The sequence below is a fragment of the Pseudomonas synxantha BG33R genome (assembly GCF_000263715.2).
In the GTDB taxonomy this organism is placed as follows: domain Bacteria; phylum Pseudomonadota; class Gammaproteobacteria; order Pseudomonadales; family Pseudomonadaceae; genus Aquipseudomonas; species Aquipseudomonas synxantha_A.
In genome coordinates, this window is sequence record NZ_CM001514.1 from 172,936 (window position 1) to 191,320 (window position 18,385).

10 protein-coding genes are annotated in these 18,385 nt (G+C 59.7%); 9 read left to right on the plus strand and 1 reads right to left on the minus strand.

Going from position 1 to position 18,385, the window contains the following annotated elements; all coding sequences use genetic code 11:
* Positions 1 to 6,532: retention module-containing protein (locus PSEBG33_RS26050; RefSeq protein ID WP_005783532.1), on the minus strand; the 6,532-nt coding region annotated here is incomplete at its 3' end.
* Positions 6,533 to 6,870: 338 nt separating this feature from the next.
* On the opposite strand from PSEBG33_RS26050, the gene PSEBG33_RS26045 reads away from it, so the two are divergent.
* The 9 genes from PSEBG33_RS26045 (at position 6,871) to PSEBG33_RS26005 (ending at position 18,376) form a co-directional block, all read left to right on the plus strand.
* Positions 6,871 to 8,226, plus strand: a complete 1,356-nt coding sequence (locus PSEBG33_RS26045) for a TolC family outer membrane protein (RefSeq protein ID WP_005783536.1) — start codon at positions 6,871 to 6,873, stop codon at positions 8,224 to 8,226.
* A gap of 41 nt (positions 8,227 to 8,267) precedes the next feature.
* Entirely contained in the window at positions 8,268 to 10,424 is a 2,157-nt protein-coding gene (locus PSEBG33_RS26040) for a type I secretion system permease/ATPase (protein WP_005783538.1), read from the plus strand.
* Complete coding sequence (locus PSEBG33_RS26035) at positions 10,414 to 11,778, plus strand: HlyD family type I secretion periplasmic adaptor subunit (protein WP_005783540.1); 1,365 nt, start codon at positions 10,414 to 10,416, stop codon at positions 11,776 to 11,778. Before PSEBG33_RS26040 ends, PSEBG33_RS26035 begins: the two co-directional genes overlap by 11 nt.
* Before the next feature lie 215 nt (positions 11,779 to 11,993).
* Positions 11,994 to 12,878: a TauD/TfdA dioxygenase family protein gene (locus PSEBG33_RS26030; protein ID WP_005783543.1), complete on the plus strand. Its 885-nt coding sequence runs from the start codon at positions 11,994 to 11,996 to the stop codon at positions 12,876 to 12,878.
* A gap of 14 nt (positions 12,879 to 12,892) precedes the next feature.
* Positions 12,893 to 13,918: an ABC transporter substrate-binding protein gene (locus PSEBG33_RS26025; RefSeq protein WP_005783544.1), complete on the plus strand. Its 1,026-nt coding sequence runs from the start codon at positions 12,893 to 12,895 to the stop codon at positions 13,916 to 13,918.
* Between the two features lies 1 nt (position 13,919).
* On the plus strand, positions 13,920 to 14,771 hold the full coding sequence (locus tag PSEBG33_RS26020) for an ABC transporter ATP-binding protein (RefSeq protein WP_005783546.1): 852 nt from the start codon (positions 13,920 to 13,922) through the stop codon (positions 14,769 to 14,771).
* Positions 14,772 to 14,783: 12 nt separating this feature from the next.
* The gene (locus PSEBG33_RS26015) at positions 14,784 to 15,632 is read left to right on the plus strand and encodes an ABC transporter permease (RefSeq protein ID WP_005783548.1); all 849 of its coding nucleotides are present in this window, start codon (positions 14,784 to 14,786) and stop codon (positions 15,630 to 15,632) included.
* 60 nt (positions 15,633 to 15,692) lie between these two features.
* Positions 15,693 to 16,613: a LysR family transcriptional regulator gene (locus PSEBG33_RS26010; RefSeq protein ID WP_005783552.1), complete on the plus strand. Its 921-nt coding sequence runs from the start codon at positions 15,693 to 15,695 to the stop codon at positions 16,611 to 16,613.
* 227 nt (positions 16,614 to 16,840) lie between these two features.
* Entirely contained in the window at positions 16,841 to 18,376 is a 1,536-nt protein-coding gene (locus PSEBG33_RS26005) for an MFS transporter (RefSeq protein WP_005783555.1), read from the plus strand.
* Positions 18,377 to 18,385: the final 9 nt, after the last annotated feature.

Below are 18,385 nucleotides of genomic sequence, written 5' to 3' on the forward strand. Positions count from 1 at the left end.
TCAAGGTGACGTCAGTGCCCGCTTTATTCGAAAGCGTAGCGGTGTACGTAATTTGACCACCTTCGTTCGCTTCGGACGGAGCTGTCAGCGTCACGGTAGTGGTGTTGTCGGTACCCGGTGTGTCCGTAACGGTGGTGTTTACTGACGTAGTACCTGGAACCAGATTTTCAAAGTGCTCGCCGCCGGTCACACCCTTGATAGCGGTGGTGACGGTCTGATCGCCTTTGTAGACGTCATCCGGTGCCAAGACCGAAACAGTGCCGCTCGACTGATTCACACCGATGGTGATGGTCTCGCCGTTGTCCAGGGTGACGGTCAGCGGGTTGGTGATGTTAGTCACCGGGGCGCCGTTCTTATCCACAAGGCTGGCGGTGTAGACGATGTTGCCGCCTTCACCCACAGTAGTCGTGGCGGTCAGGACCACATCGACCTTGTCGATGGTGTCGTTGATCGTGGTGGTTGCACCATTGCCTGCGACTTCTAACTTCTCGAAGTTACCGCCCGTGGTTTCGGTGATTTGAACGGTCTGGTTGCTCTTGTCGATGAACACGTCATCGGTCGGTGCAGGCACGGTCACGGTGCCAACAGTGTCGCCCGATTTGATAGTGATCGACGAGCCGTTATCCAACTTCAAAGTGACGTCAGTACCCGCTTTATTGGAAAGCGTAGCGGTGTACGTGATCTGGCCGCCTTCGTTAACGGCGCTAGGCGCGGTCAGCGTAACAGTCGTGGTGTTGTCGGTACCCGGTGTATCCGTAACGGTGGTGTTCACCGCCGTAGTGCCCGGGACCAGGTTCTCGAAATGCTCGCCACCGGTCACACCCTTGATCGCGGTGGTGACGGTCTGATCGCCTTTGTAGACGTCATCCGGTGCCAAGATCGAAACAGTGCCGCTGGACTGATTCACACCGATGGTGATGGTCTCGCCGTTGTCCAGGGTGACGGTCAGCGGGTTGGTGATGTTAGTCACCGGGGCGCCGTTCTTATCCACAAGGCTGGCGGTGTAAACGATATTGCCGCCTTCACCGACGGTAGTGGTAGCGGTCAGGACCACATCGACCTTGTCGATGGTGTCGTTGATCGTGGTGGTTGCGCCGTTGCCCGCAACTTCCAACTTCTCGAAGTTGCCGCCAGAAGCGTCAGTGATCTGGACCGTCTGGGTGCTCTTATCGATAAACACGTCATCGGTAGGCGCCGGAACAGTCACGGTGCCGACAGTGTCGCCCGCTTTGATAGTGATCGACGAGCCGTTATCCAACTTCAACGTGACGTCAGTGCCCGCTTTATTGGAAAGCGTAGCGGTGTACGTGATCTGGCCGCCTTCGTTAACGGCGCTAGGCGCGGTCAGCGTAACAGTCGTGGTGTTGTCGGTACCCGGTGTATCCGTAACGGTGGTGTTCACCGCCGTAGTGCCCGGGACCAGGTTCTCGAAATGCTCGCCACCGGTCACACCCTTGATCGCGGTGGTGACGGTCTGATCGCCTTTGTAGACGTCATCCGGTGCCAAGATCGAAACAGTGCCGCTGGACTGATTCACACCGATGGTGATGGTCTCGCCGTTGTCCAGGGTGACGGTCAGCGGGTTGGTGATGTTAGTCACCGGGGCGCCGTTCTTATCCACAAGGCTGGCGGTGTAAACGATATTGCCGCCTTCACCGACGGTAGTGGTAGCGGTCAGGACCACATCGACCTTGTCGATGGTGTCGTTGATCGTGGTGGTTGCGCCGTTGCCCGCAACTTCCAACTTCTCGAAGTTGCCGCCAGAAGCGTCAGTGATCTGGACCGTCTGGGTGCTCTTATCGATAAACACGTCATCGGTAGGCGCCGGAACAGTCACGGTGCCGACAGTGTCGCCCGCTTTGATAGTGATCGACGAGCCGTTATCCAACTTCAACGTGACGTCAGTGCCCGCTTTATTCGAAAGCGTAGCGGTGTACGTGATCTGGCCGCCTTCGTTAACGGCGTTAGGCGCGGTCAGTGTCACGGTAGTGGTGTTATCGGTGCCTGGGGTATCCGTAACGGTGGTGTTCACCGCCGTAGTGCCCGGGACCAGGTTCTCGAAATGCTCGCCACCGGTCACACCTTTGATAGCGGTGGTGACGGTTTGGTCGCCCTTATACACATCATCAGGAGCTAGAACCGAAACGCTACCGCTCGACTGGTTTACGCCAATAGTGATGGTCTTGCCGTTATCGAGAGTGACGGTCAACGGGTTGGTGATGTTAGTCACCGGCGCACCGTTCTTATCCACAAGACTGGCGGTGTAGACGATGTTGCCGCCTTCACCGACGGTGGTAGTGGCGGTCAGGACTACATCGACTTTATCGATGGTGTCATTGATCGTGGTGGTTGCACCGTTGCCCGCAACTTCCAGTTTTTCGAAGTTGCCGCCAGTGGTCTCGGTGATCTTGACGGTCTGGGTGCTCTTATCGATGAACACGTCATCGGTAGGCGCAGGGACGGTCACAGTGCCAACGGTGTCGCCAGCTTTGATGGTAATGCTTGAGCCGTTGTCGAGTTTCAACGTGACGTCAGTACCGGCCTTGTTGCTCAAGGTAGCGGTATAGGTGATCTGGCCACCTTCATTTGCTTCAGACGGTGCAGTCAGCGTCACAGTGGTGGTGTTATCGGTGCCCGGAGTGTCAGTGACAGTCGTGGTGACTTTATCGGTACCTGGAATCAGATTTTCAAAGTGTTCGCCGCCGGTCACGCCGCTGATAGCAGTAGTGACGGTTTGGTCGCCTTTGTAAACATCATCCGGCGCTACGGTGGTAACGGTGCCGCTCGACTGATTCACACCAATGGTGATGGTCTCGCCGTTATCCAGCGTGACGGTCAGCGGATTGGTGATGTTAGTCACCGGCGCGCCGTTTTTATCCACAAGGCTGGCGGTGTAAACGATATTGCCGCCTTCTCCAACAGTGGGGGTGGCGGTCAGAACCACATCGACCTTGTCGATTGTGTCGTTGATCGTGGTGGTTGCGCCGTTGCCCGCAACTTCCAACTTCTCGAAGTTGCCGCCAGAAGCGTCAGTGATCTGGACCGTCTGGGTGCTCTTATCGATAAACACATCATCGGTAGGCGCCGGAACAGTCACGGTGCCGACAGTGTCGCCCGCTTTGATAGTGATCGACGAGCCGTTATCCAACTTCAAAGTGACGTCAGTACCCGCTTTATTGGAAAGCGTGGCGGTGTAAGTGATCTGGCCACCTTCATTCGCTTCGGACGGAGCTGTCAGCGTCACGGTCGTGGTGTTATCGGTGCCCGGAGTGTCAGTGACAGTCGTGGTGACTTTATCGGTCCCAGGTACCAAGTTCTCGAAGTGCTCGCCACCGGTCACGCCTTGGATGGCGGTGGTGACGGTTTGATCACCCTTGTAGACATCATCCGGTGCCAAGACGGAAACAGTACCGCTGGACTGATTCACACCGATGGTGATGGTTTGGCCGTTATCCAAGGTGACAGTCAGCGGATTGGTGATGTTAGTCACCGGCGCGCCGTTTTTATCCACAAGGCTGGCGGTGTAAACGATATTGCCGCCTTCACCTACGGAGGTGGTGGCAGTCAGAACTACGTCCACCTTGTCGATGGTGTCGTTGATCGTGGTGGTTGCACCGTTGCCTGCAACTTCCAGTTTTTCGAAGCTGCCGCCCGTGGTTTCGGTGATTTGAACGGTCTGCGTGCTCTTGTCGATGAACACGTCATCGGTAGGCGCCGGCACAGTTACGGTGCCGACAGTGTCCCCAGCCTTGATGGTGATCGACGAACCGTTATCCAACTTCAACGTGACGTCAGTACCGGCCTTGTTGCTCAAGGTAGCGGTGTAGGTGATCTGGCCACCTTCGTTAACGGCACTCGGCGCAGTCAACGTAACAGTCGTGGGGTTATCGGTACCTGGGGTATCGGTAACGGTGGTGTTCACCGCCGTAGTGCCCGGCACCAGGTTTTCAAAGTGCTCGCCGCCCGTAACGCCGCTGATGGCGGTGGTAACGGTCTGATCGCCTTTGTAGACATCATCCGGCGCTACGGTAGTAACAGTACCGCTGGATTGATTCACACCAATGGTGATGGTCTGACCGTTATCCAGAGTGACAGTCAACGGATTGGTGATGTTAGTCACCGGCGCGCCGTTTTTATCCACAAGGCTGGCGGTGTAGACGATGTTGCCGCCTTCGCCGACGGTGGTGGTGGCGGTCAGAACTACGTCCACCTTGTCGATGGTGTCGTTGATCGTAGTAGTGGCGCCGTTGCCTGCAACTTCCAACTTCTCGAAGTTGCCGCCCGTGGCCTCGGTGATTTGAACGGTCTGCGTGCTCTTGTCGATGAACACGTCATCGGTCGGCGCAGGCACGGTCACAGTGCCGACGGTATCGCCAGCTTTGATGGTGATCAACGAGCCATTATCCAACTTCAACGTAACGTCAGTGCCCGCCTTGTTGGAAAGCGTAGCGGTGTACGTAATCTGCCCGCCCTCATTCGCCTCGGTCGGCGCAGTCAGCGTAACGGTAGTTGTGTCGATCGAATCGGTAATCGTGGTGACTGCCGCAGTTGTGCTCGGCACCAGGCTTTCAAAGTTGCCGCCAGTCGCGCTGGTAATGGTGGTGCTGACCGTGCTGCCGTTGACGTAGACATCATTGGGCGCGGTGTCCACGACCACGCTGCCGACAGACTCGCCAGCCTTGATGGTGATCACCGAGCCATTGCTCAAGGTAACGTTCACCGGGGTCTGCGCCGGGTTGGTCAGGGTAGCGGTGTAGGTGATCTGGCCGCCTTCGGTCACGTTGCTGTTGGCTGTGAGGGTAACGGTGGTGGTGTCGACCGAATCGGTAATGGTGGTGACCGCAGGCGTAGTGCTCGGTACCAGGCTTTCGAAGTTGCCGCCAGTCGCGCCGGTAATGGTGGTGCTGACGGTGGAGCCATTGTTGTAGACGTCGTTGGCCGCAGTATCGACCACAACGGTACCTGTCGACTCACCAGCCTTGATGGTGATCACCGAGCCATTGCTCAAGGTGACATTCACCGGGGTCTGAGCCGGGTTGGTCAAGGTGGCGGTGTAGGTGATCTGGCCGCCTTCGGTCACGTTGCTGTTGGCTGTGAGGGTAACGGTGGTGGTGTCGACCGAATCGGTAATGGTGGTGACCGCAGGCGTAGTGCTCGGTACCAGGCTTTCAAAGTTGCCGCCGGTTGCACCGGTAATGGTGGTGCTGACGGTCGAACCGTTGTTGTAGACGTCGTTAGCCGGAGTATCGACCACAACGGTGCCGGTCGACTCGCCAGCCTTGATGGTGATCACCGAGCCATTGCTCAAGGTGACATTCACCGGGGTTTGCGCCGGGTTGGTCAGGGTGGCGGTGTAAGTGATCTGGCCGCCTTCGGTCACGCTGCCGTCAGCTGTCAGGGTAACGGTGGTGGTGTCGACCGAATCGGTAATGGTGGTGACCGCAGGCGTAGTGCTCGGTACCAGGCTTTCAAAGTTGCCGCCGGTTGCACCGGTAATGGTGGTGCTGACGGTCGAGCCATTGTTATAGACGTCGTTAGCCGGGGTATCGACCACAACGGTACCTGTCGATTCACCGGCCTTGATGGTGATCACCGAGCCATTGCTCAAGGTGACATTCACCGGGGTCTGCGCCGGGTTGGTCAGGGTGGCGGTGTAGGTGATCTGGCCGCCTTCCGTCACGGTATTGCCCGCCGTCAGCGTGACGGTGGTGGTGTCGATGGTGTCGGTGATCTGCGTTACGGCCGGGTTAGGGTCGATGGTCAATACCAGGTTGCCGCCGCCGGTGGTACCGGTAACGCCGACGCTGATCTGGCCCGGGTCGATGTACGGGCTGTCGTTAGGGGCCAGAGGCACATTGACGGTGCCGGTCAACTGGCCCGACGGGATGGTAATCACCGCGCCATTGGTCAAGGTGACGGTCAGGTCGCTGGTGGAGGGCCGCGTCACGGTGGCGGTGTAGGTCAGCACGCCGCCCGCTTCGGTGATGGTTGGCGTCGCGCTCAGGGTCAGGGTCGAAGGCTGCAGCACCTGGTTGCCCGAGTCCGCCGAGCCTGGCGCTCCGCTCAGGGCGTTGAGTGCCGAAGTGCCTTGGCCGATAGGCGCGGTGGGGAAGCCGATGGTCGGGTCGACACGGCCGGCGGTCGCGTCCAGCACCACAAAGCTGTGGCCACCCCCGGCGGCACCATTACCGGTAGCGTTTGCGCCTGCGGCGGTGGCTTCCAGTTCGGTGGTCGGGTCGGCGCCGGCGGCGATGGCTTGTTGCAGCTCGGCAACCGATGGCGCGGCTTGTTCGCTGGCCGCGGCCAGATCGGCAGTGGAGTCCGGCATATCGGCGCTCCACTGGGTGTCCCGGCCCAGGTCCAGGATGCGGCCGTCGGCGAGTTCCAGGCTGACTGCGCCCGACATGCCTGTGTCGATCTGGTCGCCTGCAAACAGACGGTCACCTTCTACAAGGACGCGACGTGTTCCTTCCGGAGAAATAACGAAAACTTGACCAACAATGCTTTTGACGATGGCAACAACACTGCTCATTAAAATTTTCTCCGGCGATCCGTTTCGACAAATTCCATTTCGCAGCGCGCTATTAGCGCTGCCAATTGGGAGGGCGTAGTCTATATATGTATTGACGTCAAATATTTGGCTAGATTTTTTAGCGATCTAGTTTGTGCCAAAGTATTGACCTTATGGTCGCCATCCTAAACAATCGCCTCTGTAATGTCACATTGATATTTATGCGGCGAACCGTCCTACATGTGTGAAGCAGTTCCGCTTTTTGAACTTTCCGACGTACGGTCATTACGGTAGCCATTATCCGACGCAGCGGTACTCATCGCTGTGATTTGAGACAAGAAGTCCTGGGGAATTTTTTAATGCGTCTGCACCTGTTCAAGGCAATACCGTTCGTTCTCGCCGCCAGTTTCGTACAAGCCCAGACACTGCCCCAAGCCATGCAGCAGGCATTGGATGTACACCCGGAAATCCAGGCGGGTGTAAACAGCCGTATCGCCGCCGATTACCAATTGCGCGCTGCTCAAGGCGGTTATCTGCCGCGTGTCGACCTGAACGCCGGTTACGGTCGTCAAGGGACTGACAACGCCACTACCCGCGCCAACAACCCCAGCGGCAATCACTGGGACACGCTCAACCGCGGTGAATCCAGCCTGCGCCTGCAACAAATGATTTTTGACGGTTTCGCTACCTCCAGCGAAGTCGGGCGTCAACAAGCCAACGTTAATTCCCGCGCTTACTCCTTGCTCGGTACTTCCGAACGCACAGCGCTGACCGTTGCCCAGGTTTACCTGGAAGTATTGACCCGCCGTGAGTTCGTGCGTCTGGCCGAAGACAACCTGCGCAACCACGAGCGCATCTACGACCAGATCAAGTTGCGCACGGAGCGCGGCGTCGGCAACGGTGCCGACCAGGACCAGGCCGAAGCGCGCCTGGCCCAGGCCCGCAACAACTTGATCACCGAGCAAACCAACCTGGCCGACGCACAGGTCAACTACCTCAGCGCCGTAGGCCAGATGCCAGACCAACTCGAGCGCCCGGCCCCGTTCATGGCCATGCTGCCGGCGGACCTGAATGAAGCCCGTCGCCAGATGCTCGACAACAGCCCGGTCCTGCGCTCGGCTGAGTCGGATATCTCCGCCGCCGAGAAGCAGTACGAAGCCGCCAAGTCCACCTTCTACCCGCGCTTTGATGCTGAGCTTGGCACCAACGCCGACAACAACGTCTCCGGTGATCCCAACCACAGCAACGGCTGGGAAGCCATGGTGCGCATGCGCTTCAATCTGTTTGCCGGTGGCAGCAACAAGGCTGACCTGCAATCGAAGTCCTACCAGGCCAACCAGGCCCTGGATATTCGCAACAACGCCTTGCGCCAACTCAATGAAGAGCTAGGCTTGGCTTGGAACGCCTTGAACAACGCCAACGCGCAATTGCCGGTCGCCCAGCAGTATGTGGATCACAGCACCCGCGTACGCACGTCCTACCAGCAGCAGTTCAGCCTTGGCCAACGTACCCTGTTGGATTTGCTCGACAGCGAGAATGAATTGTTCACCGCTTCCCGCCGCCTGGAAGAAATCAAGAACATTCAGTTATTTACTCAGTACCGAATCAAGGCGACCATGGGCGAATTGCTCAAGAGCCAGGGAGTGGTCGCACCGATGGCCTCCGTCGTGCAGAACGACGTGAAACCTAAAGTCCAACTGCCTGGGATGAATTGAGCCATCCCAATAGCCCCATCTGTTAGTCGAGAGTGCACCGCGTGGAATCTGAAATCGGTCGAGTTCATCTCAGTCATGATCCACGCGCTTTGCACGACGACCCGTTGCTCGACGGGTTGCTGGCGCTCTGCGCACTGCACCAGAAGCCTGCCAGCGCGGCCATGCTCACCACCGGCCTGCCGCTGCCCTCGCAACGCCTGAGTGCTGAACTGCTGCCGCGTGCTGCTGCGCGGGCCGGGCTGCAAGGCCGGCTGTTGCAACGCAAGCTGGAACAGATCCCGACGATTGCATTGCCGGCCCTGCTGTTGCTCAAGGACGGGCGCAGCACCGTGCTGGTGGGTTGGCAGGGCGACGATGAGGCGCGGGTGCTGCTCAGCGAAAGTGACGGCGGCGAAGTGCTGATCAAGCGCGAAGCATTGGCCGACGACTACATCGGCAAGGTCTTCTTCGCCCAGCCGCAACACAAATTCGACGTCAACCACGGCAGCCTGATTCCACGGGCGCGTTCGTGGTTCCGTGACACCCTCATGCGTTCGCGCTGGCTCTACACCGACGCCATCGCCGCCAGCTTCCTGATCAACATCATCGCCATGGCCGCGCCGCTGTTCGTGATGAACGTGTACGACCGCGTCGTACCGAACCAGGCCACCGCCACCCTGTGGGTGTTGGCCGTGGGCATCTGTGGCGCATACCTGTTCGACCTGATCCTCAAAAGCCTGCGCAGCCTGTGCCTGGACCTGGCCGGTAAAAAAACCGACCTGATCATCTCGGCCACGCTGTTCGAACGCATCGTCGGCATGTCCATGAAGTACCGCCCGGCGCGGGTCGGCAGCTTTGCCCAGAACATCCATGAGTTTCAAAGCCTGCGCGATTTTCTCGCGTCGCTGACCCTCACCAGCCTGATCGACCTGCCGTTCACGCTGCTGATCTTTATGGTGATCGCCATCCTCGGCGGGCACCTGGTGTGGATCCCGGTGCTGGCGTTTCCGCTTGCCCTGGGCATCGGCTATGCCCTGCAAAAGCCCTTGGTAGCCACCATGGAACGCACCATGGCCCTGGCCGCTGAACGCCAGTCGAGCCTGATCGAAACCCTCGCCGGGCTCGATGCGGTCAAGGTCAACAATGCCGAGAGCGAGCGCCAGTATGGCTGGGAACAGACCATCGGCACCCTGAGCCGGCTTGAGCTGCGGGTGAAGTTGCTGTCGGGCCTGTCGATGAACATGACCCTGCTGATCCAGCAATTGGCCGGCGTGATCATGATCGTATTCGGCGTGTACCAGATCATCGACGGCAACCTCAGCATGGGCGGCCTGATTGCCTGCTACATGCTCAGTGGCCGCGCCTTGAGCCCGCTGGCTTCGCTGTCGGGCCTGCTCACGCGCTACCAGCAAGCCAAGGTCACCATGACCTCGGTGGACCAGATGATGGAGCTGCCTCAAGAGCGCAATTTCGAAGAGCGCCCCATGAGCCGCCGCACCCTGCAAGGCGCCATCGAATGCCGGGGCCTGAACTTCACCTACCCCAACCAGCAGAACCTGGCGCTGAAGAACATCAACCTGGTGATCAAGCCCGGGGAAAAAATCGGCATCATTGGTCGCAGCGGCTCGGGCAAAAGCTCCCTGGCCAAATTGATCGTTGGCCTGTACCAGCCCGACTCCGGCGCCCTGCTGGTGGACGGCGTGGACGTGCGCCAGATCGACGTCAGCGAGCTGCGCCACAACATTGGCTACGTCGCCCAGGATATCCAATTGCTCGCTGGCACCCTGCGCGACAACCTGGTCAGCGGTGCGCGCTACGTCGAGGACGAAATGGTCCTGCAAGCCGCCGAGCTGGCCGGTGTACATGAATTCGCCCGTCTGCACCCCCAGGGCTACGAGTTGCAAGTGGGCGAGCGTGGTCAGAACCTCTCCGGCGGCCAGCGTCAGAACGTCGCCCTGGCCCGCGCGCTGTTGCTCAACCCGCCCATCCTGCTGCTGGACGAACCCACCAGCGCCATGGACAACACCGGTGAAGAACGCTTGAAACAACGCCTGCAAGCCGTGGTGCAAAACAAGACCGTGGTGCTGGTCACGCACCGAGCCTCACTGCTCTCGCTGGTGGACCGCCTGCTGGTGGTCGACCGTGGGCAGATTCTCGCGGACGGCCCGAAAGCCGTGGTCATGGAAGCGTTGAAGAAGGGGCAGATCAGTGTTGCTTAAGTCCATCAAGAGTGCGGTCGGCCGCTATTTCAAAGGCACCGACTCGCTGCAGGGCCAGCCCCTGCCCGAGGTCAACAAAGCGCTGATCGAAGATGCCCCGCGCGTCATTCGCCTGACCATCTGGGCGATTATCGGGTTTTTCGTGTTCCTGGTGGTTTGGGCGGGTTTCTCCGAGATCGACGAAGTGACCCGTGGCGACGGCAAGGCAATTCCATCGTCCAAATTGCAGAAAATCCAGAACCTGGAAGGCGGTATCGTTGCCGAGCTGTACGTCAAGGAAGGCCAGATCGTAGAAGCCGGCGCGCCGCTGATTCGCCTCGACGACACTCGGTTCGTTTCCAACGCCGGAGAAACCGAAGCCTTGCGCCTGGCCATGCAACTGCGTGTCGAACGCTTGAGTGCGCAGGTGGATGATCGCCCACTGAACATCCCCGACGACGTACTCAAGGCCGCGCCGAGCCAGGCTGCCAACGAGCGCTCCTTGTATGAGAGCCGACGCCAGCAGCTGAAAGACGAAGTCGGCGGCCTGCAGGAGCAACTGGTACAGCGCCAGCAGGAACTGCGCGAGTTCACCTCCAAGCAGGGCCAGTACCGCAGCCAGTTGTCTCTGCAGCGCCAGGAAATCAACATGTCCGAGCCACTGGTGGCTCAGGGCGCGGTATCGCCGGTGGAAGTGTTGCGCCTCAAGCGTGCCGAAATGGAAACCCGTGGCCAACTGGACGCCACCACCCTGGCAATCCCCCGCGCCGAATCGGCGATCAAGGAAGTGCAGCGCAAGATCGACGAAACCCGTGGCAAGTTCCGCAGTGAAGCCCTGACCCAGCTCAACGAGGCTCGCACTGAACTGAACAAGGCCGAGTCCACGGGCCGCGCGTTGGACGACCGGGTCAGCCGTACCCTGGTCACCTCGCCGGTGCGCGGGATCGTCAAGCAACTATTGGTCAACACGGTCGGCGGCGTGATCCAGCCGGGCAGCGACATGGTCGAAATCGTACCGCTGAACGACACCCTGCTGGTGGAAGCCAAGATCCGCCCACAAGACATCGCTTTCCTGCACCCGGGGCAAGAAGCGGTGGTCAAGTTCACCGCCTATGACTACACCGTCTACGGCGGGCTGAAGGCCAAGCTCGAACGCATCGGTGCCGACACCATCACCGATGAAGACAAGAAAACCACTTACTACATGATCACCCTGCGTACCGACCGCAGCCACTTGGGCACCGATGAGAAGCCGTTGCTGATCATCCCCGGCATGGTTGCCTCGGTGGACATCATCACCGGCAAGAAAAGCATCCTCAGCTACCTGCTCAAGCCGATCATCAAGGCGCGGGCCGAGGCGTTGCACGAGCGTTGATCTTCAGCGCCTGTACCGACCTCATCGCAGGCAAGCCAGCTCCCACATTTGAATGTGTTCGCAAATCAAAATGTGGGAGGGGGCTTGCCCCCGATGAGGCCATCAGCATCCCCCAGCACCTCAAACCAAACGCCATATCGATATGCCCTAACAGTATTTAAACTTCCATTCTTATACCTATAAATTCACTCCCCTGTCCGCCGGGAGTGAAACCAATGTCCGCCACCGCTGCTGCCCCCACCACCACCCAAACCTTCGACATCCGGCCCTTCCCTGGCAGCGTCGGCGCCGAGATCATTGGCCTGGACTTATCCCGCCCGGTCAATGACCAGGACTTCGCCCGTATCCATCGCGCACATCTGGACCACCACGTCGTGGTGTTCCGCGACCAACGCATCACCCCCGAACAACAGATCGCCTTCAGCCGCCGTTTCGGTGTGCTGCAGATCCACGTACTCAAACAATTCTTGCTGACCAACCACCCGCAAATCCTGATCGTCTCCAACATCATCGAGAACGGCCAATCCATCGGCCTGGGGGACGCGGGCAAGTTTTGGCACTCGGACCTGTCGTACAAGGAACTGCCCAGCCTCGGCTCGATGCTGCACGCCCAGGAACTGCCTGCCGAAGGCGGTGACACCCTGTTCGCCGATATGCACAAAGCCTGGGAGCAATTGCCCGAGCACCTGCGCAAAGCCGTTGCAGGCCGCAGTGCTGCGCACTCCTACACGGCGCGCTACAGCGAAACCAAATTCGAAGGCAACTGGCGCCCGACCCTCACCCCCGAACAACTCGCCCAGGTCGCCGAAGTGGTGCACCCCGTCGTGCGCACCCACCCTGAAAACGGCCGCAAGGCGTTGTTCGTCAGCGAAGGCTTCACCACTCGTATCGTCGGCCTGCCCGATGACGAAAGCCGTGACTTGCTGGCCCAACTCTATGCCCACAGCGTGCTGCCGGAAAACATTTACCGCCACCAGTGGCAGCCTCACGACCTGGTGTTCTGGGACAACCGCTCGCTGATCCACCTGGCCGCCGGTTGCCCAAGCCACCTGCGCCGCAAGTTGTACCGCACCACCATCCAGGGCGATTCGCCTTTCTGATTCGGAGCATGAGCATGTCCAGAAGTCTTCCATTTGCACGCTTGGCTTTGACAATAGGCTTGGGCATCAGCCTATTGGCCGGCAGCCTGATCGCACCGACCGCCGCCCAGGCCGAAGGCAACATTCGCATCGCCGAGCAGTTTGGTATCGTTTACCTCTTGCTCAACGTGGTGCGCGACCAAAACCTGATCGAAAAATACGGCAAGCAAGAGGGCATCGACATCAAGGTCGACTGGACCCAGTTGTCTGGCGGCGCAGCCGTCAACGACGCTTTGTTGGCCGGCTCCATCGACATCGCCGGGGCCGGCGTCGGCCCTTTGCTGACCATCTGGGACCGTACTCACGGCAAGCAGAACGTAAAGGCTGTGGCCTCCCTGGGTAACTTCCCCTATTACCTGATCAGCAATAACCCCAAGGTCAAAACTATCGCCGACTTCACCGAAAAAGACCGTATTGCGGTGCCGGCTGTGGGGGTGTCGGTGCAGTCGCGCTTCCTGCAATACGCCGCAGCCAAACAGTGGGGTGACAAGGAATTCAATCGCCTCGACAAGTACACCGTCGCTGTCCCGCATCCTGACGCTACCGCAGCGTTGATCGCCGGCGGTACCGAGTTGACCGGGCATTTTTCCAACCCGCCGTTCCAGAACCAGGCCCTGAGCAACCCTAACGTGCATGTGGTGCTGAACACCTATGACTTGTTGGGCCCGAATTCTCCGACGGTGCTGTTCGCCACCGAAAAATTCCGCAAAGACAATCCGAAAACCTACGCGGCATTTGTCGAAGCGTTGACCGAAGCTGCGCAATTCGCCCAGAACGACAAAGGCGCGGCGGCTGACACCTACATTCGTGTCACCAAGGCCAAGATCGACCGTGCCGAACTGCTGAAAATCATCGACAACCCGCAGTTCGAATTCAGCGTCACCCCGAAAAACACCTACCCGCTGGCCGAATTCCTCTATCGCGTGGGCGCCATCAAGAACAAGCCTGAATCTTGGAAGGACTACTTCTTCCAGGACGCCAAGCCCTTGCAAGGAAGCTGATATGAACGCGCTTTTGCAAGGCCACACGGCCAGCAGCCTGAACACCGCCGAGCCACTCTTGGCCGTGGACCACGTCAGCCTTGAATACCGCACCCCTGAGCGCGTTGTGCGGGCCACCCATCAGGTCAGTTTCAAGATCGACCCGGCGGACCGCTACGTCTTGCTGGGTCCATCGGGCTGCGGCAAGTCCTCCTTGCTCAAGTCCATCGCCGGGTTTATCAAGCCTTGCGAGGGCGAGATTCGCTTGCTGGGGCAGAAGGTCGAACAACCCGGCCCGGATCGTATCGTGGTGTTCCAAGAGTTCGACCAGCTCCCGCCGTGGAAAACCGTCAAGCAGAACGTGATGTTCCCGCTGCTGGCTTCTAAAACCCTGAGGCGCCCTGAAGCCGAGGAACGTGCGCTGCACTATCTCGATAAAGTTGGCCTGAGTGCTTTCGCCGACGCCTACCCTCACACCCTTTCCGGCGGCATGAAGGCCCGTGTGGCGATAGCTCGCGCGTTGGCCATGCAACCGAAAATCCTGCTGATGGACGAACCCTTCGCCGCCCTCGACGCCCTGACCCGACGCAAGATGCAGGAGGAATTGCTGCTGCTCTGGGAGGAGGTGCGTTTCACCCTGTTGTTCGTCACCCACTCCATCGAGGAAGCACTGGTGGTGGGCAATCGCATCCTGTTGCTATCGCCTCACCCCGGGCGCGTGCGTGCCGAAATCCACAGCCATCAATACGACCTGCACAGCCTCGGCGGTGTGGAATTCCAGGCGTCGGCGCGGCGTATTCATCGCCTGCTGTTCGATGAAGCGGCCGAGGCCGAACGCGAGTTGGGCTTCGCTGATATTCGCATCGCTTATTGAAGGGGCCGACGTATGCGCCAGGAATTTGAAGTAACCCTCGAACCATTGCTCAGCGTCCCTGTGGAACGCGAGCTGCCGTTTCGCCAACGTCTGTGGCAACAAGGCTGGCTGCGCAAGGGCCTGATCCTGATCGTGCTCGCCATCATTTGGGAAGTGGTCGCCCGCTACCAGAACAATGACCTGCTGCTGCCGAGCTTTTTGCAGACCTTCCAGGCGCTGTTCGATGGCCTGCTCAGCGGCGAGTTGCTCAGCAAAGTCAGTATCTCGCTGGCGGTGCTGCTCAAGGGCTACCTGATCGGCATCGTGCTGGCGTTTGCCTTGACCACACTGGCGGTGTCGACCCAGTTGGGTCGCGACTTGCTCAGTACGTTGACCTCGATGTTCAACCCGCTGCCGGCTATCGCGTTGCTGCCGTTGGCGCTGCTGTGGTTCGGGCTGGGGCAGAACAGCCTGATCTTTGTGCTGGTGCATTCGGTGTTGTGGGCTCTGGCGCTCAACACCTATTCGGGGTTCCTCGGCGTATCCGAAACCCTGCGCATGGCCGGTCGTAACTATGGCCTCAAGGGCATGCGCTTCGTACTGTTCATCCTGATCCCGGCGGCGCTGCCGTCGATCCTGGCCGGGCTCAAGATCGGTTGGGCATTTGCCTGGCGTACGCTGATCGCCGCGGAGCTGGTATTCGGCGCCACCAGCGGCAAGGGCGGGCTGGGGTGGTATATCTTCCAGAACCGTAATGAGCTGTACACCGACAAGGTCTTTGCCGGTTTGGCCGTGGTGATCCTGATTGGCTTGCTGGTAGAAAACCTGGTGTTCAACACCTTCGAACGGTTGACGGTGAAACGCTGGGGCATGCAGCGCTGAACCGTCGATCCCTGCTACGATTGCACCCAGTTCACTCCCCACAGATCACGAGTGCTTGGCATGCAATTACCAGACATGAACCTGTTGGTCGCCCTTGATGCGTTGCTCGACGAGGGCAGTGTGGTCGGCGCCGCACGGCGCATGAACCTCAGCCCGGCGGCCATGAGCCGTACCCTCACGCGTATCCGTGAAGCTGTCGGTGACCCGATCCTGGTACGTGCCGGCCGCGGCCTGGTGCCCACGCCCAAGGCGCTTGAGCTGCAAGGCCAGGTACGCAATGTGGTGGAGCAGGCGGCGTTGCTGTTTCGCTCGGCGGATCAAGTCGATTTGAGTACCTTGCGCCGCCGCTTCAGCGTACGCGCCAATGACTTTTTCATCGGCGTATATGGTGGTCGGTTGTTCGACACCATGGAGCGCGTGGCCCCGCTGTGCGAGCTGCGTTTTGTGCCTGAAGGCGACACCGACGACGAAGCCCTGCGCGAAGGGCGCCTGGATCTGCGTGTGAGCAACACCATGCCGGTCAGCCCCGAAGTGAAGGTGCAGAACCTGTTCTCCACCACCTTCGTCGGCCTGGCGCGACAAGATCACCCACTGTTCGACGAAGAGATCACCGCCGCACGCTTTGCCAGCTATTCCCATATCAGCATCTCGCGCCGCGGCATCGCCCGTGGGCCGATCGACACCGCGCTGAACGAGCAGGGCCTGGAGCGCCGCGTGGCGATGATCGCGCCGGGCTTCCACGGTGCCATGTTCATGTTGCCGGAATCCGACCTGATCATGCCGGTGCCCAAGGAAGCGCTCCTGAGCGCCAAACGCCTGAACCTGCCATTGCGTGCATTCCCGCTGCCGATCTCCTTGCCGACCCTGGTATTGGCCCAATCCTGGCACCCGCGCTTCGACAAAGACCCCGCGCACAAATGGCTGCGCGAAACCATGCGCGAGAGTTGCCACGCCACCTGGCTGGAAGCTCAACCGGTATAAAGCCAACGCGGTCAATGTGGGAGCTGGCTTGCCTGCGATAGCGGCCTGCCAGGTGAAAAATGTGTTGTCTGACCCACCGCGATCGCAGGCAAGCTAGCTCCCACAAGGTTAAGTGGTGATGCCCGAAGTTGCGTCTGGCGCACTTATAACCTACCAATAAGTCACTTTTTGTCATGCATGTGCCTGATTAAACTGCTCAGGTATTTCTCATTCCGAGTTACCTGTTCATGACATCCCTCGCTGCCCCCGCTTTTCAGGCCGCAGCCAAACCTGTTGCCCCGGCCCCGCCCGTGTTCGGCCCGCGCATCATCATCGGCCTGGTCGGCGTGTTGTTGGCGGTGCTGGTGTCCGGTCTCAACGAGATGGTCACCAAGGTGGCCCTCGCCGATATCCGCGGCGCGCTGTACATCGGCTTTGATGAAGGCACCTGGCTGGTCGCCGCCTACACGGCCACGTCCGTGGCGGCCATGGCCTTTGCGCCGTGGTGTTCGGTGACGTTTTCCCTGCGCCGTTTCACGCTGTGCGCCATCGGCTTGTTCACCGTACTGGGCATTCTTTGCCCGTTCGCACCCAACTACGAAAGCCTGCTGCTGCTGCGTACCGTGCAAGGCCTGGCCGGTGGCGCGCTGCCGCCGATGCTGATGACCGTGGCACTGCGTTTCCTGCCCGCCAACGTCAAGTTGTATGGCCTGGCCGGCTACGCCCTGACCGCCACCTTCGGCCCGAGCCTGGGTACCCCGCTGGCGGCGTTGTGGACCGAATACGTCGGCTGGCAGTGGGCGTTCTGGCAAATCGTCGCGCCGTGCCTGCTGGCGATGGTCGCCGTGGCCTATGGCATACCGCAGGACCCGCTGCGCCTGGAGCGCTTCAAACAGTTCAACTGGCGCGGCCTGCTGCTGGGCTTTCCGGCGATCTGCATGTTGGTGATCGGGCTGTTGCAGGGCAATCGCCTGGATTGGTTCGAGTCGGGCCTGATCACCTTTCTGCTGAGTGGTGGCACCGTGTTGCTGGTGTTGTTCATGCTCAACGAATGGTCGCAGCCAATACCCTTCTTCAAATTGCAGATGCTCGGCCTGCGCAACCTGGCCTTCGCCCTGATCGTGCTGGCAGGCGTGCTGATGGTGCTGACCTCGGTGATCATCATCCCCTCCAGTTTCCTTGCCCAGGTCCAGGGTTATCGGCCGCTGCAAACTGCGCCGGTGATGCTGCTGATGGCGCTGCCGCAATTGATCGCGTTGCCGTTGGTGGCGGCGCTGTGCAACCTGCGCTGGGTCGATTGCCGCTGGGTGCTGGGGATTGGCCTTGGCATGTTGGTGCTGTGCTGCATCGGCAGTTCGCACCTGACTTCGGCGTGGATCCGCGACGATTTTTATGGCTGGTACCTGTTGCAGATTTTCGGCCAGCCGATGGCCGTGTTGCCACTGCTGATGTTGTCCACCGGCAGTATTCAACCCATCGAAGGGCCGTTCGCTTCGGCCTGGTTCAATACCGTCAAGGGCCTGGCCGCTGTGATCGCCACTGCGGTGCTGGATACATTGACCACCCAGCGCGGGCATTTCCATTCAACCATGTTGGTGGACCGCCTCGGCAATTCACCCCTGGCCGACACTGAGGCGCCAGACCTCGCCCACCGCTTGCACGAGCAGACCGTGGTGCTGACCTCTTCGGATCTTTACGTCGTCATGGCCGGTGTCGCGGTGGCGTTGATCCTGCTGATTTTCTGGATGCCCACGCGGATCTATCCGCCTCGCGCTCCGGCCTGACCACAAGGA